The following is a 15,642-nucleotide window of genomic DNA, read 5'->3' as shown; positions in this document are numbered from 1 at the left end:
GGAGTCAGGTAAAATGGGTCAACCTTCTCTGCAGTTGGATATTCATGTGAAGCACAGCGATATTTTTCAGGCACTTATTAAAGATCAATTGGTTTCCGACCCTGCCAGCGCGCGTGGCCGGCTGCTGGCTGAGGCCGCTACTTTATTCCGCGACAAAGGTTATGAGCGTACCACCGTGAGGGATCTGGCGGCCGCCGTGGGCATTCAGTCGGGAAGCTTGTTTCACCATTTCCGAACGAAAGAAGAAATTTTGAAGGCCGTAATGGTTGAAACCATTCGGCTGAATACCGCGGTTATGCAGGCAGCGGTGGAGCGCGAGACCGAGTCGGAAGCGAAGCTGCGAGCGTTGATTCGTGCCGAGTTGGAATCGATCAACGGTAAAACCGGTGAGGCAATGGCGGTTCTGGTTTACGAATGGCGCAGCTTGTCGGAGGCTTCTCAAACGGAAGTGCTGGCATTGCGGGATGTGTACGAAGAGTTATGGCTGACCGTGTTGAAACGGCTTAAAAACGAGGGGCAGTTGAATGCCGATGTGTTTATAGCCCGCCGGATGTTAACGGGTGCCTTGAGTTGGACGGTAACCTGGTACAAGCCCGAACGTGGTGGTTTGACCCTGGACGGCCTTACGGATCAGATCATGGCGTTGCTGGGTTTTGGCGGTGCAGCAGGTGCCCCGGAGTAGAAAAACTGGCTAAGGCGGGGTCAGTTTTTCTCGATGGTTTCCATAGTAGAAAGGTCCAATTTTTAAGTTTCTATACGTAATTGGCCTGATCGGCATTATATTTCGGCAAACAAGCCATTTCTGTTTGAGCGCTTTCCCCGCATCCTTCGTCCTGTGAATGAAAGTCTCCGTGGTTTCGGTGATCTGGTTCACGGAACGTTGATAGTTTGCATGCTAATCCGTGCAGCAATGATCACGTCTAAAAAAACAAACATACAAAGAAAAGACAGGTCGCATTATGATCTCCTCTAAGCTCTCCCGGGCATACCGTTTCTCGGCTCGTATGCCTAAAATGATTGCCGCAGGCTTGGTTCTGGTTCTTTCCGGTTGTACGGTTAACCCTGTTTATCATACGACGGGTGTCGTACTTTCCAGTTACTCGGAATCCGAGGCTACCCCTTATGTCATGCAAATGACCGACACCCGGATGGCGTGTGCATTGGGCGAAGGGATTGATCCGTTGCTTTACTCGTTCTCTCGAGTTGTGGACGCGCCTGATACCACGGGTTCGTTGCTGATGCTGCTGGCTGGCAACTGCATGGAATACAGAGCTTGGGACGCAGAGCTGGATTATCTGAGGCATGATTACAGCGGCAACGTACCTGCGGCTAAAGACGCCCGTGAGGTTTCGAAGCGCTTGTACGCGCAAACAGCGACCCGCCGATACGAATCTTTCCGCCGCGCCATGGCTGCGTACGACTTTGATCCTGCAGCAGAGCCGATGGAGTGTCCGTTCCTGTTTACTGACCAGGATGAGATCACCTTCCTTGCTGGCCTGCTTACCGGTATGCAGGCCATCGTGAATGATGCCAACTCGGGCGCCATGGCGGGTGTTCCTCGCAATATCGCACCTCAAGCCGAGCGTGCGGCACAGTGTGTTGATAACGAAAAATGGGGTGGGTTACCGAATGCTGTTCGGGCGTTGGTGTGGCTGTTGCTTCCTGATACTCGCCCGGCGTTGTCTCCAGACCCATGGGTAGTGCTTCAGAATAGTGCTGACTTGGGTGTGAAAGCAGGCTTTAGAACATCCCATGCACTGCAAATTGTTGCTGCAGAAACATTCGGTCGCCCAGATGTGCTTGCTGATGCGATTGCAAACTTTGCTGCCTCTGATGAGGGGTTCGAGGTTTTCGACGACTATGTGCTTCTCGATGAGGTTGCACGCACCGTTGTCACTTTCTCATCAGATAAGCACTGGACAAAAAACTACGGCCATCGTACGCCCACCCGCTTTTTCGGCAAGATGAGCCCCGAGCGTGACACCAGCAATATTGAAACCATGAGTTTGGATGGGCTGCTGTAACCAGCAGCTTCATCGCCCCGCTTTACTTGCGTTAACAACCATAACAATGATGACCCGGAGGTTATTGTGATCCGTAAAACACTTGCAGCCCTTTCCATTGCAGCCGTTGCGCCCATATCGTCTGCCCAGGCAGCCACCATGTGTGTCTTTGATGTCATTGGTGCCAACGGCGACGTTTACAACATGGTGAAGGATTTCACGCTTGAGCTGAAAAGCCATGGAATCGACTTCGACCTGAAACCTTATACGGATGAAGGCGTTGCCATTGGCGATTTCAACTCTGGTCAGTGTGATGCGGTCGCAGCTACCGATTTGAGAACGCGTCCCTTTAACCGCTTTACGGGAAGTGTCAGTGCGGTCGGTGCATTGCCGACTTACAAAGACCTGGAAACCTTGCTGGCAACCCTCGCTCAGCCCAAAGCCGCACCTCTGATGAAAGAAAACGGTTACGAGGTGCTGGGTATTGTTCCGGCCGGAGCCGGCTATCTGTTTGTTAACGATAGAGAAATTGATACGGCAGCGGAGCTGGCTGGTAAGCGTGTCGCGACTTTGGACTACCAGAAAGACGCTATTCACATGGTTAACTATGTGAAGGCGACGGTTGTTCCTTCGGACATCACGAATTTTGCCGGGAAGTTCAATAACGGCTCGGTTGATACGGCCTACGCACCAGCCTTCGCTTATGAAGCACTGGAGCTTTACAAAGGGATCGGCGAAAAGGGCGGTATCGTGGACTACCCGCTCGCACAGCTGACGGTGCAGATCATTGCCCGTGATGAGGTGCTGGATGATGACGTAGCACAGAAGGCGCGTGAAGTGGCCTGGGGCATGTTCCCGCAGGCGATGAACATGATTGGTGGCCTCGAAAAAGCGATTCCGGACGAAAAATGGATTCGCATTCCTGAGAAGGACATCGTTGGCTACCAGGAAATGTTCCGTGAAAACCGTCTCGAAATGCGCGATGGGGTTAATGGTGCGCCTGAAGTGTACAGCCCGAAAATGCTCAGCCTGATGAGTAAGATTCGGTGCTCCAGCAATCCGGGCGCTTCCGAGTGCACCGCAGATAATCGCGAATAAACGGGGATTCCGATCATGAACTGGCGTGCAATGACTGCGACAGGCGTAAGGACTCTGTATCCCGTGCACAGGCTGCACGGGGTTGTTCTCCTGCTGTTGCTCCTGGCGACTTTGTTGCTCGGGATGGGTAATTCGCTTCACTCCCGGCTGTTATGGGTTGGTGAGCAAGTTTGGCCGAATTACTATCTGCTCAATCCGGATGCGGTTGAGCCCAGTTGTAATCTGACCATGGATGTAGACCGAGAAGTAGAGCGTCGGATTCAGGCTTATAAGCCTGATCCCGACGATCTCTTCAGCTCTCCACCCAATGCTCAGGCTATTCGTCAATCCCTTGAAAGCAATCTGGCGCTTTGTGAACAGCGCCACGTGCAGTTTGCCGAAAACCAGAAGCATGCAACTCCGGCGTTGGGTGTCTTTAAGGACATCGAACAAGGGTTGGCTGATTTTCTACTCAGCAATATCGATCTGACCAAGTTCTTGTTTATCGGTATGTTTGCCTTGGCGGCGGCCGTTTCGGCCCTGGATGCCGATCATATTGCGCTGCGATTGCCGCGTAATCGGGCGGAGTGGCGATTGAGCCAAGGTGCGCAGTTTGTCGTTAACGGGCTGATGCTGCTTTCCCTGAATTCCTATTTGGGCAATCTGGAGCGAACCCCGGACTCGGGCAGCGCCATGACGCTTCAGTATGCGTGGGTGATGGTGTTCGGCCTGTTCATGGTCATTAACGCCGTTCGCTTTGTTGTGGTCCCTGAGCGGATCAAGTCTGGAAGTATGGATTTGGCTTCAGGGCTGGTGGTGCCGTTGTATTGCACCATGGGCCTGATCGCGATGAGTTATTTCTTCTTCGTGGACGGCTATTCTTCAGGCCTTGCGATTTACTTCGGCATGATGTCGAACCTTTCTTCGATGTTCATCAATATCGGCCTGTATGTGTTGGTCGGTATGATGCTGAAGCAAACCCGAGTGCCGGAGCTGCTGCTGGGGCTGATCAAGCCGTTCAACTTGCCCGCGCCTTTGTTGGCATCTGTCATTATCTTTGCCACAGCGTTCCCGACAGCGTTCACCGGTGCCTCCGGTATCTTTATCCTCGCCGTTGGTGGTGTGGTGTATGACGAGTTGCGCCGGGCCGGTGCAGGGCGTCAGCTGTCTCTTGCAACGACCGCTATGTCGGGCAGTCTGGGTGTGGTTCTGAACCCGTGTCTGTTGATTGTGGTGGTTGCTGCGCTGAACAAGGAAGTAACCACGTCTGAAATGTATGGCTGGGGCTTCTGGGTGTTCATCATGTCGGCCAGCTTGTTCTCCTTTATCGTCTGTAAAACTGAGGGTAACTGGAAGCCGCGGCCTGCCCCGGGTGCGTTGCGGGAGTCTTTGCGGGCTACCAAGCCGCTGATTCCTTATGTTGCAGTGGCAGCCGCGGTTATCCTGGCAATTTGGGTCATCTTGGGGCTCAAGTTCAACGAATACAGTGCGCCTCTGATTTTGCCTTTGGTGATGCTGGCCATCGTGATGCTGGATTCCAGCAAGACTCAAGATGATGCTCCGGCAGCTTCAAGAGTGCAGGAGTTTTTTGTCCGAAGCAGCTCTGCAGCCAGTGATTCCGCGGTGCACATTGGCGCGCTGCTGGCTCTGATTGGTTTCTCTATCTGTTTGGGCGGGATTCTGGAGCGCTCAGATATCGTGCACTTCCTGTTCCCGGAAAGTCTCACCAGTCCATGGGTGGCCATGCTGGTGATCGTGGTCATGCTGACCTTTATCGGTATGGTTATGGATCCGTTTGGTGCGGTCATTCTGGTGTCTGCAACCATTGCTCAGCCGGCGATTCAGATTGGTATCGATCCTCTGCACTTCTGGATTGTGTGTCTGGTGGCCTTCGAACTGGGTTATCTGAGCCCGCCGGTCGCGCTTAACCACCTGCTTACCCGACAAGTGGTCGGTGAGACGGAAGTGGTGGCAGCGGAGCGTACAGGGACATTCTGGCACCGGTATGAGCGCCTGCTATTGCCGCTGGCGGTTATGTTGCCAACCTTGTTATTGGTGGCCTTTGTTCCGATGCTGTTTTACGCTTTATAAAAGCATCGGATTCAAAAACCCGCGAGAGTCCTGCTCCGCGGGTTTTTTTGTTTGAGAGTCCGGCAATCTCTAGACTGATGGAGCACTCGTGAGAGCTTTAATTGCGTTTTTTGTATTATCACCATGGATGGTGGTGCTGGCCGGCTGCAGTGATTCGAGTCGCTCGGACATAGAGGCGCCTCAAGGCTTTGTTAGCCCGCTGTCAGGTGCCATCTCTATCGAGGCGAACAGTCGCATTGATCAGGACACCATGGATCAACTGCGCCGAGAGGGTGCGTCTCCAGCTGCGGCTGAACAAAAGCTACCGGCCAGTTTTGTTCTTGCAGGGTATGTGAGCCCGAACGCGGGTACGTACCCGGCTCCCGCCAGGGCCTGTCAGGCACAGGATTACGAGTTAGACCCGAGCGATACCTTTTCGGTGCCTTTGGCCGTTGGTGAAACGGTTGTACTCAAGAGTTTCGGGACCTGCGGGCTTGATGTGGCTCTTGAATTACAGGTGGAAGGTTATCCACCGATACGAACATCCGGCCGGGACGAAACCGCGCAGTTTCGTTTAAATGCCGGGCAAGCTGGCGACTATCAAGTGGTGGTGCGGAGCGTTGGTGATATGCCGGCTCGTTATGTGCTTTTGAAAACCGCAGGAACCGCGCAACAAAATGCCGCTTACGAATGGCCAGATCATGGATTTGTGGAAGGCGAAGCGATTGTCACGTTGAACGAGTCTGCTGCTGCGTCCGAGCAGGTCTCTGTCAAGGGGGCGCAACGTGGTGCCCCGGCTCGGAAGCTGGGCAAGCGTACTTGGTTGCGCGCAATGCCAACCAACGCACGCGCGATGGCGGGAGGTCAGAAATCGCCGGATACGCTTGCCTGGATTCGAGCACTCCGAGAGCAGCCAAACGTAGAGTCGGTTGTTCCTAATTATCAGATGCGTAGCCAGTCCCCGGTTGGTGAGCCGCTGTACTCCAAGCAATGGCATTACGAGATCATTAATGGCCCGGTTGCCTGGCAGATTGAGCCTGGTGGCGGTGCTGGCGTGAACGTGGCGGTGTTGGATACCGGGTTGTTCCGGAAGCAAGGTTCGTCAAATTGGCACCCGGATTTGGACAGGAATGTGGTAGCAGGCCGGGACTTTGTCGAGAACGACAGTGACCCTAGAGATCCGGGGAGCAGTATAGGTGGCAATGTCTATCACGGTACTCACGTAGCGGGAACGATTGCGTCTGTTATTGATAACAAGGGCAGTGGTGGCGTTGCTTTTGGGGCTAACTTGCTGCCAGTGCGGGTGCTGGGCGAAGGGGGTACCGGTTCCTCCGCCGACTTGATTGATGCCATCGCCTGGCTGGTAAATGGCAGCAGCGGGCAACCGCCAAGAGCCCAAATTGTCAATATGAGCTTGGGGGGATTGCCGGAGATACCCCAGTTGGAATCGGTCATTGCTGCGGGCGTAGATAAAGGCATGCTCTTTGTCGCTGCGGCGGGCAATGGAGCCGGTTCAGAAAAATCCTATCCGGCAGCTTCCCGGAACGTGCTTGCCGTAAGTGCGGTAGACAGCGCCCGCAACTTGGCGTCGTATTCAAACTATGGAAGTTGGATAGATTTAGCGGCTCCGGGCGGTGACGCGGGGCGAGATGCGAATACCGATGGCGAAGCCGACCTGATTTGGAGCACCAGTGCGGTGCTCAAATCCGGGCAATACGAGCCGGATTTTCGAGGGCTTCAGGGTACCTCAATGGCAGCACCTCATGTTTCCGGCGTGCTGGCTATGATGAAAGCGCAAAAGTCTGGCCTCAATTACGGCGATGTCAGGGCATTACTTGAACGTGGTGAATTGACAGAATATTCGGGGCGACGCTCGGATCAACTCGGGTACGGCGTGCTGGATGCGGCCAAAGCTGTGTCGGCAGCCAGTCAGGGATTCACGGGCCCGGTATTGTCTGCGTCACCAGCTGTGGTGTCGTTGAGCAACGAAGGAATTGAGGCCCAGAGGGTTGAACTCAACGTCTATGGCTCCGCGCCGGTGACGGACGCTTCGGTTGATTCTTATCCTGCCTGGTTACAGGTAAATGGGGACTTCTCCCAGGAGCCGCTAATTCTTGATGTCGTTTTGTTGCGGGATCGGCTGACCCCTGATGTCGCGGCCAGAGGTGACATTGTGGTGAGCTACAATGTGACTGAACAGTTGCGCATACCGGTTATTGGCCAGTTGATTACCGATGAGAAAGCCCGGAATGCGGGTAAACATTTTGTGTTGCTGGTCGGTACCGAGCCAAACGAGCAAGGTGTGTATCTGGCCGAGGCGCAGGTGACGGCAACGGTGGAAGATGGCCAGTATTCGTTTCAGTTTGAGGCGGACGATGGCGAGGAGCCGCGGATGCTTAGCGAGGCGACTCCGGGCGACTATTATTTGGTTGCGGGAACCGACATCGATGGCGATGGGTTTATCTGCCAGTCCGGGGAAGCGTGCGCCGAATATCCCGTTTCGGGTTTGCGAGAGGTGGTTACCATTCAGGCGGGGCAATCTATTAACGGTCTGCGCATGACCACCGGGTTTAGCCGCCCGACCATTTCGGCCGCCAGCCCGGACGTTCTGCCCAGACCCGCGTTTAAGGGCTACCGACTAATCCAAACCAGCGATCGCGTAGCCTCCACGAATTCAAATATAAAGGCATTGCAATGATCTCTTTTTCGCAGAAATTATTCACAGTCCCTGCAATTCTGTTGCTGTTAACAGGCTGCGCAGCCTCTGGAGGCGCAGCACCTAAGCAGGAGCCTCAGGTGCGACAGATTACCCAGTCTGCCCATTGTGGTTTGACCGGCCCGGGTGTCGCGTATGTCGATTCGACAAAGGATTTAGACTCATTTTTAGGGGTGCGGGGCCAGAATATGGCGACCGGCGTGATCCGGCAGGTTGATTTGGCGCAAGAGCAGCTTATCTTCGTGACCCTGGGACAAAAGCCCACTGCTGGTTATAGCCTTGGGTTGGCGGAAGTCGGCCAGGAAAATGGTACCCTCAAACTGCAGATGGACTTAAAGGCGCCCGAGCCAGGCATGATGGTGGCGCAGGTGATCACCTCGCCGTGTGTCGTGTTGGCCGTAGCCGGTGGTAACTGGGGCCGGGTTGAAGTAACCGGTGTCACCGAACAACCTCTGATAGAGCCTATTAAGCGCTGAGTTCTGTTGCTTGGACTAAAAATCAATCGTTGATCTTTCAGCGCCAATCAATAAGCTATGGCGCAACGATCATTTTCGGAGTTATGCCCTTTCTATGAGCCAGCAACAATACAACGCCGATGCCATTGAAGTTCTTAGCGGCCTTGATCCGGTGCGAAAGCGCCCGGGAATGTACACCGATACATCAAGGCCAAACCATCTGGCGCAAGAGGTGATCGACAACAGCGTCGATGAGGCCTTGGCTGGGCATGCTCGAAAGATAGAGGTGATCCTGCATAGCGATAATTCGTTAAGCGTGGAAGACGATGGCCGTGGCATGCCGGTGGACATCCATAAAGAAGAAGGCGTGCCTGGCGTTGAGCTTATCCTTTCGCGCTTGCACGCAGGTGGTAAGTTCTCGGAAGGAAACTATAACTTCTCCGGCGGCTTGCACGGTGTGGGTGTTTCCGTGGTTAACGCGCTGTCGACTTTGCTGGAAGTTACCATTCGCCGGGACAGTCAGGTTCACCGAATGACCTTCGAAAACGGTGAGAAAGCCACCGAGCTCGAAGTCATTGACACGGTAGGCAAGCGCAATACGGGTACGCGGCTTCGGTTTTCACCGGACCCCAAGTATTTCGACAGCCCCAACTTCTCGGTCAGCCGCCTGCGCCATAATCTGCGCGCAAAAGCGGTGCTGTGCCCGGGTCTGACCGTCATATTCGTGCAGGAAAAAACCGGCGAGAAAGACGAATGGCTGTATGAAGATGGTCTTCGGGATTATCTGCGCACCGCATTGGCGGATATCGAAGCGGTGCCGCTGGACCCGTTCACCGGCAGTTTTTCCGGTAATCAGGAAGCGGTTGACTGGGCCATACAGTGGCTGCCGGAGGGCGGTGATGCCGTTCAGGAAAGCTACGTTAACCTGATACCTACCGCGCAAGGTGGAACCCACGTGAACGGGCTCCGCACCGGTATGTTGGAGGCCATGCGAGATTTTTGTGAATTCCGAAATCTCCTGCCTCGTGGCGTTAAGCTGTCGCCGGAAGATATCTGGGAGCGGGTTGCATACGTATTGTCGTTCAAAATGCAGGAGCCCCAGTTTTCAGGCCAGACAAAAGAGCGTCTGTCTTCGCGTGAAGCTGCGGCTTTTGTGTCCGGTGTGGTCAAAGATGCGTTCAGCCTGTGGCTGAATCAGCATACCGATGTGGCTGAAGTGTTGGCGGAGTTGTTTATCAGCAATGCCCAACGTCGGTTGCGAGCGAGTAAAAAAGTGGCTCGCAAAAAAGTCACGTCTGGCCCGGCCTTGCCCGGAAAGCTGGCGGACTGTTCGGGCTCGGATACCAATCGTTCAGAACTGTTCCTGGTCGAGGGGGATTCGGCCGGAGGTTCCGCGAAGCAAGCTCGTGACCGGGAATTTCAGGCCGTGATGCCTCTGCGAGGTAAGATTCTGAACACATGGGAGGTCGATTCCGGTGAGATTCTTGCCTCGCAAGAAGTTCATGATATTGCGGTAGCGATTGGCGTGGACCCGGGCTCGGAGGACTTAACCGGTTTGCGTTACAACAAAGTCTGCATTCTTGCCGATGCGGACTCCGATGGGCTGCACATTGCCACGCTGTTGTGTGCGCTGTTTGTGAAGCATTTCAGGCCGTTGGTCAGTGCTGGCCATGTTTTTGTGGCAATGCCGCCGCTGTATCGGGTCGATCTGGGCAAGGAAACTTTCTACGCTCTGGACGAACACGAAAAGCAGGGCATTATTGACCGGTTGGCCGCAGAGAACCGCAAAGGTAAGCTGCAGGTGACGCGGTTTAAAGGGTTGGGTGAAATGAACCCGCTGCAGCTGCGAGAAACTACCATGGCTCCGGATACCCGCCGTTTGGTGATGCTCACCTTGGAAGAGGGTGACGACACCGATGAGTGCATGGACATGCTGCTGGGTAAAAAGCGCGCATCAGATCGAAAAGCCTGGTTGGAAGCCTACGGTAATATGGCCGACGTAGCAGGTTGATATGCCTTTTTGGGCTATTAAAAGCTCTCCTTATTCTTTTTAAGTTTTTGTCTGACTCGTTATCCTGTCTGTTTTCCGGGTGGAACAGACAGGCTTATGGATTGGGAAGGCTGGTTTTCTCTATTTTTGGCGGGTGCTGCACTGGCTCTGATGGTGTCGGGGCGTTTTGCGCCGCACTTGGTGATGTTGGCGGTGCTGGTCTTACTCAGTGCGACCGGTATTCTCAGTCACGAACAAGCGTTGATCGGGTTTAGTAACCCTGGTCTGATCACCGTTGTTGCTTTGTTTGTCGTTGCCTCGGGAGTTCACCACTCCGGAGGCGTCGATCTGCTTGTTCGCTATATTCTTGGCAAACCCAAAACTGTTCGGGCAGCCCAGGCCCGTATCGCGTTGCCGGTTACTTTGCTTAGTGGCTTCCTGAATAACACGCCAGTGGTCGCCACTATGATTCCTGCTGTCCATGGCTGGTCGCGGAAGATTGGTGTTGCCCCTTCTAAGCTGATGATCCCCCTGAGTTATGCCGCTATTTTAGGCGGCACGCTGACCATGATTGGCACCAGTACCAATCTTGTCGTCAATGGCCAGTATCAGCAGTTAACCGGCAGTGACGGGTTTTCCATTTTCGCGATCACTCAAGTCGGGCTGCCGGTGGCGGCTATTGGTGTGTTGGCGATGCTGGTGTTCCTGCCGCGATTCCTGCCTGAAAGGAAGGATTTGCAAAAATTCGGTTCGGTCAAAGAATTTACCCTTGAAGTGGCGGTTGCCGCCAATGGCCCTTTGGTTGGCAAGTCGGTGGGTGAGGCTGGTCTGCGGGAGCTTGAACGGCTTTATCTGGTCGAAATCGAGCGCGACGGAAGCGTTGTTACCGCTGTGTCCTCTGAAGAACGGTTGCGGGGTGGGGACCGGTTGGTGTTTGCCGGCGACACTCAGGCGATATCCGATTTGCTCCGGATCAATGGCATTGTGCCCTCCGTGCACGATGATGAACCGGCGCTCAGTAAAGATCGGGCTGAACGGCGGCTGGTTGAGGCGGTGCTCTCACCCCAATGTGATGTGCTCGGGCAGACCATTCGCGATGCCCGGGTGCGGGATCGTTACGGTGCGGTGGTGTTAGCGGTAGCCCGGGGCGGTGAAAGGGTGCCGGGTAATCTGGGCAACATAAGGCTGCGCCCCGGCGATGTGTTGCTGTTGGAAGCCCGCCCTGCATTTGTGAGTCGTCAGCGTTACAACAAAGATTTTCTGTTGATTAACGATTTGGAAACCGAGGCTCCTCGACACGACCGGGCCTGGTTGTCTTGGGCGATTCTGCTGGTGCTGGTGGGCCTCGCAGCCTGCGGCGTTATGACGATGCTTAATGCCGCGCTGGTAGGGGCGTTTTTGATGATTGCAGCGGGCTGTTGCTCGGTGGGGCAAGCGCAGAAGGCGGTCGATGTACCGGTTGTGTTAACCATTGCCTCGTCCTTCGCGCTGGGCGGCGCGCTTGAGCAAACCGGCGCGGCGCGGTATCTGGCCGATTCGGTGTTCGGATTGAGCCAAGGTAATCCGTTGGTGGCTCTGATTTTGGTGTATTTGGTGGTGTCTGTCCTGACCGAAGTGATCACCAATAATGCGGCTGCGGTGCTGATCGTGCCGGTTGTGTTGTCGCTGACGAAGGCCATGGGGGTACCAGACGAGCCCTTTATCATCTCTGTGATGATGGCTGCCTCAGCGAGCTTTGCGACCCCGCTAGGTTATCAAACGAACATGATGGTATTCGGGCCCGGAGGCTATCGTTTTACCGACTTTCTGCGGGTGGGGTTACCTATGAATATTTTTGTAGGGATCGTCTCGGTAAGCGTAATCGCGCTGATTTATAACATCTGATCCGAGTTGCTCATGATGTCACAGCAGAGAACTCTCAAGCTGCCCTGAGCTTCGTAGGCAAGCGAGAGGGTGACGCACATGTTAGCGCCGGTGACGCATAAATAGGGCGTTGTCACGTGCAAACTTCCCGGCTGATCAAGTGCCTTGCTCAGGTATTGCTGTCGGCACCAGTCCGCACTGGCGGTGTCTTCGAGTGGTTTGAAACGAGGGTCCTGTTTGGCCGGGCTGCCATTGGCAAGAAGCGTCTCGGTGATCTGAATCCCGTCCGCATCGACCAGATAGCAGCGTGAAACCACAGGGTGAGTGATCAGTTCGGCACAGGCTTCGCTGATGCCAACACCCTGCAGGAGCCGCTCTGTAGCCTGCATAAAGGGTGTCGTGAAATAGTTGACCAGTTGGCGTGTCGGGTCTTGTTTAACCTGTTTTCTTTGTTTGTATTCCGAAAGTAAGTCGTCGAGATCTGCCGGCGCGTGCGCCATTGCCTCCAGATCGGTGCTGGGGCGCTGAAAGTAAAAGCCTTGAACGAAATCGACCCCCGCATCAATGGCAATCATAACCTGGTCGCGAGTCTCAACACCCTCTAACAGAACAAGACATCCGGATTGGCGGAGTAGCGATACAATACCGTTAAGAATTTGCCGGGCGCGTTGGTCGTCAACGGCCCGCATTAATAAGGACCGGTCTAGCTTCACTATATCCGGAGAGAGATTCCAAATGCGCTCAAAATTGGAGTGCCCCGCACCAAAGTCATCGATCGCTGTGAGACAACCGAGTTCTCGGTAATAAGCCACGGTTTCTTTTAGTTTGACCGCGTCGTCAGTGGGCTGTTCAACGATCTCCATAACGATTCGATGAGCGGGCAGGCCGGTCTTCTCAAGAATTTGTCCGAAAAACGAATCTGACTGGTTGCCGTGGGTAACGACTCTTGGCGACACGTTCAAAAACAGCCAGTTCAGTTGGTCTTTGATGCTGCTGTAGTTACGGACATGCAGATAGCGACAGAGCCGATCGAGTAGCAGGTTTTCCGCGTCGGAAGAGGGCAGGTCAAACAGATGTGGCGGTAAAACCGCGGCATTGTCGTTATCGAAGGCCCGAATCAGTGCTTCATAGCCAACCGTGCGCTTGTGAGCGATGCTGTAGATGGGCTGGAGGGCGGTATGAAGGGTCAGACCACGGAATGTAGCAGTCCACATATCGTCTTGCTGGCTAAGCATTGGCGACAGTAGATCTGCTTCAGGAGCCGCTAGCATTTCGTTGAGGCTGTAGGACATAGGTGGGTCTGGGCCGTGTAATAGATTTAAACAGCGATTGCTTACATAAACGGCAATAGCTGAACTAATCGCCAGAGTGCCTATATCCTTGGCACGACTCATTTTATTTCAATATCTTACTTCCTGAAGAGTGCCAAAAAATGACAACGATTACCACTGGCTAATGTGTATAGCCGGAAACAGTTTGTATCTGGGGCAAAGTGCGGGAAGGGTAGAACGAAGAATCCCGGCACGGGGCCGGGATTCTAGTGTCATTAGTTATTGCTGGGGATGACCACGGTTTCGTCGAAATCGAGTTCCATATCGCTTTCCTCTGTCATTTAAACCCCTGAACGGGGCAGTTCGTAAGTTTGGTTAAAGTCTATCTCAGCGATAAATTCCGACAATCCGTAAAATCCCTATACGACCAAAGTGGCCGAGGCGATACCCTCCTAGTGGTATAGGTTATTCAAAGAAACTGATCAATGACGACAGAATATTTCGATTTGATTGGTTATCTAAGGGCTTTAGACTAGGTCCTCATATATAAGGTGAATTCTGTTGGCCCTGCACGATAGATGATTAAGCTGGAGTAAACATGGCAGTTCGAAATTCTGATGACCGGTACGGTTGGCTTTCCATTTTATTGCACTGGTTGGTTGCGGCCGCTGTGATCGGGCTGTTTGGGCTGGGATTTTGGATGGTTGATTTGTCGTATTACGACGAGTGGTATCGTCGGGGCCCTGATATTCACCGTTCAGTGGGCATATTGCTGTTTGGTGCCATGTTGTTCCGCGTGTTGTGGCGACTTGCGACACCGACACCCAAACCGTTGCCTGAGCATAAGCGTTGGGAGGTGGCATCGGCTCACATCGCACACGCCTTGCTCTACGTGTTGATTTTTGTGGCCATGATCAGCGGTTACCTGATCTCTACGGCCGATGGCTCCGCTATTGATGTGTTTGGGTGGTTTCAGGTCCCTTCTGTGACCGGTCGCATCAAAGGTATGGAAGACACCGCCGGCCTTGTGCATTACTGGAGTACCTGGGCGCTGATTGCGTTGGCAGCCGTTCATGCTCTGGGAGCACTAAAACACCACTTTATCGACAAAGACGCGACCTTGCGCCGAATGGTCGGGAAATCGTAAGTGGTTCAATTCAGGAACTGAGTAATACCAAAGTAAATTAAGGAGAACGTTATGAAAAAACTGATACTGGCTTCAGCCGTTTCCATGGCCGTAATGGCCTCAGCCCAAGCTGACGAGCACAGCGGTACCTACGACTTTGATAACCAACAAACGCATCAGTTTATTACCTTCAAGATCTCTCACTTGGGTTACAGCTGGCTGTACGGCCGTTTTAACGATTTCGAAGGTCAGTTTGTTTACGACGCTGAAAATCCCGAGAACAGCTCTGTGTCTGTGACCATCGACACAGCGAGTGTTGATAGTAACCACGCGGAGCGTGATAAGCACTTGCGCAGCGATGACTTCCTGGCGGTCAGCGAATTCGGTGAAGCGACGTTCAAGAGCAAGCGTATTGTCATGGAAGACGATGGTGAAGCCGATATCATCGGTGATCTGACGCTTCGTGGTGTAACTCGCGAAGTGACCCTTGAGGCCGAGATGCTGGGCCACGGTAAGGACCCCTGGGGTGGCTACCGCATGGGCTTCGAAGCCGAAACAGAAATCAAGCTGAAGGATTTTGGTATCCCGATGGATCTCGGCAAGGCGTCCGAAACTGTTGAGATCGAAATTTCTGTAGAAGGTATTCGTCAGTAAGCTTTGCAGTGTGTAGTCTGAGGTTCCGACACGTCGGAGCCTCAGACTAGTTTCCCTCCGGCGATTCCATCGCCAATACTCCAATAAGACAGGGTGTTAGTGGTTCTCTGGTTGCTCGTTTGCTCTGCAAAGGTGGCGCTGACGAAGAAACTGGGCCACAAAAATAACGACCCAGATGACCAGTCCAGCCCAGAGATAAGGGGCCGGAAGTTGGAACGTGCCACTGATGGCAAATTCCACCAACAGCATCAGAATGACCGCAAGAGTGGCATTTACCAGAGCCGTTATCATAGCGTGCCCGCAGGCTTTCAGATTGGGAATCATAGGTTTCCGCTTGCTTAGAGATAAGACGGCAATCTAACTAGATCAGCGAGAATACGGTGCACGTTACAGACTCTCCATGCGGGAATTCCGCTA

Annotated in this window: 12 protein-coding genes; 10 read left to right on the top strand and 2 right to left on the bottom strand. The window is 53.8% G+C overall.

Going from position 1 to position 15,642, the window contains the following annotated elements; translation table 11 throughout:
* Positions 1 to 13: 13 nt before the first annotated feature.
* The 8 genes from DOQ08_RS06965 (at position 14) to DOQ08_RS06930 (ending at position 12,195) form a co-directional block, all read left to right on the top strand.
* Positions 14 to 682 (top strand): TetR/AcrR family transcriptional regulator, encoded by a 669-nt coding sequence (locus DOQ08_RS06965; protein ID WP_114334190.1) that lies wholly within the window; start codon positions 14 to 16, stop codon positions 680 to 682.
* Positions 683 to 959: 277 nt separating this feature from the next.
* Positions 960 to 2,024, top strand: coding sequence for a hypothetical protein (locus DOQ08_RS06960; RefSeq protein WP_114334189.1), 1,065 nt, complete (start codon positions 960 to 962; stop codon positions 2,022 to 2,024).
* Between the two features lie 66 nt (positions 2,025 to 2,090).
* Positions 2,091 to 3,101, top strand: coding sequence for a putative solute-binding protein (locus DOQ08_RS06955; protein WP_114334188.1), 1,011 nt, complete (start codon positions 2,091 to 2,093; stop codon positions 3,099 to 3,101).
* Positions 3,102 to 3,116: 15 nt separating this feature from the next.
* A complete protein-coding gene (locus tag DOQ08_RS06950; RefSeq protein ID WP_114334187.1) occupies positions 3,117 to 5,171 on the top strand; it encodes a TRAP transporter large permease subunit in 2,055 nt (684 codons plus the stop codon).
* 88 nt (positions 5,172 to 5,259) lie between these two features.
* Positions 5,260 to 7,848 (top strand): S8 family serine peptidase, encoded by a 2,589-nt coding sequence (locus DOQ08_RS06945; protein ID WP_227537539.1) that lies wholly within the window; start codon positions 5,260 to 5,262, stop codon positions 7,846 to 7,848.
* A gap of 98 nt (positions 7,849 to 7,946) precedes the next feature.
* Positions 7,947 to 8,342 carry a protease complex subunit PrcB family protein gene (locus DOQ08_RS06940; RefSeq protein WP_227537538.1) on the top strand — a complete coding sequence of 132 codons (396 nt, stop codon included), beginning with the start codon at positions 7,947 to 7,949 and terminating at the stop codon, positions 8,340 to 8,342.
* A gap of 94 nt (positions 8,343 to 8,436) precedes the next feature.
* Positions 8,437 to 10,332 carry a DNA topoisomerase IV subunit B gene (gene parE / locus DOQ08_RS06935; protein ID WP_114334185.1) on the top strand — a complete coding sequence of 632 codons (1,896 nt, stop codon included), beginning with the start codon at positions 8,437 to 8,439 and terminating at the stop codon, positions 10,330 to 10,332.
* Positions 10,333 to 10,428: 96 nt separating this feature from the next.
* Complete coding sequence (locus DOQ08_RS06930; RefSeq protein ID WP_114334184.1) at positions 10,429 to 12,195, top strand: SLC13 family permease; 1,767 nt, start codon at positions 10,429 to 10,431, stop codon at positions 12,193 to 12,195.
* Here the strand turns inward: DOQ08_RS06930 and DOQ08_RS06925 are convergent.
* Positions 12,183 to 13,466 (bottom strand): EAL domain-containing protein, encoded by a 1,284-nt coding sequence (locus tag DOQ08_RS06925; RefSeq protein ID WP_114334183.1) that lies wholly within the window; start codon positions 13,464 to 13,466, stop codon positions 12,183 to 12,185. The genes DOQ08_RS06930 and DOQ08_RS06925 overlap by 13 nt on opposite strands.
* Before the next feature lie 577 nt (positions 13,467 to 14,043).
* On the opposite strand from DOQ08_RS06925, the gene DOQ08_RS06920 reads away from it, so the two are divergent.
* On the top strand, positions 14,044 to 14,592 hold the full coding sequence (locus DOQ08_RS06920) for a cytochrome b (protein WP_114334182.1): 549 nt from the start codon (positions 14,044 to 14,046) through the stop codon (positions 14,590 to 14,592).
* A gap of 51 nt (positions 14,593 to 14,643) precedes the next feature.
* Positions 14,644 to 15,225: a YceI family protein gene (locus tag DOQ08_RS06915; RefSeq protein WP_114334181.1), complete on the top strand. Its 582-nt coding sequence runs from the start codon at positions 14,644 to 14,646 to the stop codon at positions 15,223 to 15,225.
* 96 nt (positions 15,226 to 15,321) lie between these two features.
* Here the strand turns inward: DOQ08_RS06915 and DOQ08_RS06910 are convergent, their stop codons facing one another.
* Positions 15,322 to 15,549: a hypothetical protein gene (locus tag DOQ08_RS06910; RefSeq protein ID WP_114334180.1), complete on the bottom strand. Its 228-nt coding sequence runs from the start codon at positions 15,547 to 15,549 to the stop codon at positions 15,322 to 15,324.
* Between the last annotated feature and the right edge of the window lie 93 nt (positions 15,550 to 15,642).

This window comes from Marinobacter litoralis (assembly GCF_003336705.1).
GTDB lineage: Bacteria > Pseudomonadota > Gammaproteobacteria > Pseudomonadales > Oleiphilaceae > Marinobacter > Marinobacter litoralis.
The sequence above is the reverse complement of the archived record's forward strand: the minus strand, read 5'-3'. Positions and strand labels throughout refer to the sequence as shown.

What these genes read in the sequence shown, in the direction of transcription:
- DOQ08_RS06965 (WP_114334190.1), top strand. Translation starts at nt 14, where the DNA reads ATGGGTCAACCTTCTCTGCAGTTGGATATTCATGTGAAGCACAGCGAT.
- DOQ08_RS06960 (WP_114334189.1), top strand. Translation starts at nt 960, where the DNA reads ATGATCTCCTCTAAGCTCTCCCGGGCATACCGTTTCTCGGCTCGTATG.
- DOQ08_RS06950 (WP_114334187.1), top strand. Translation starts at nt 3,117, where the DNA reads ATGAACTGGCGTGCAATGACTGCGACAGGCGTAAGGACTCTGTATCCC.
- parE (WP_114334185.1), top strand. Translation starts at nt 8,437, where the DNA reads ATGAGCCAGCAACAATACAACGCCGATGCCATTGAAGTTCTTAGCGGC.
- DOQ08_RS06930 (WP_114334184.1), top strand. Translation starts at nt 10,429, where the DNA reads ATGGATTGGGAAGGCTGGTTTTCTCTATTTTTGGCGGGTGCTGCACTG.
- DOQ08_RS06925 (WP_114334183.1), bottom strand. Translation starts at nt 13,466, where the DNA reads ATGTCCTACAGCCTCAACGAAATGCTAGCGGCTCCTGAAGCAGATCTA.
- DOQ08_RS06920 (WP_114334182.1), top strand. Translation starts at nt 14,044, where the DNA reads ATGGCAGTTCGAAATTCTGATGACCGGTACGGTTGGCTTTCCATTTTA.
- DOQ08_RS06915 (WP_114334181.1), top strand. Translation starts at nt 14,644, where the DNA reads ATGAAAAAACTGATACTGGCTTCAGCCGTTTCCATGGCCGTAATGGCC.
- DOQ08_RS06910 (WP_114334180.1), bottom strand. Translation starts at nt 15,549, where the DNA reads ATGATTCCCAATCTGAAAGCCTGCGGGCACGCTATGATAACGGCTCTG.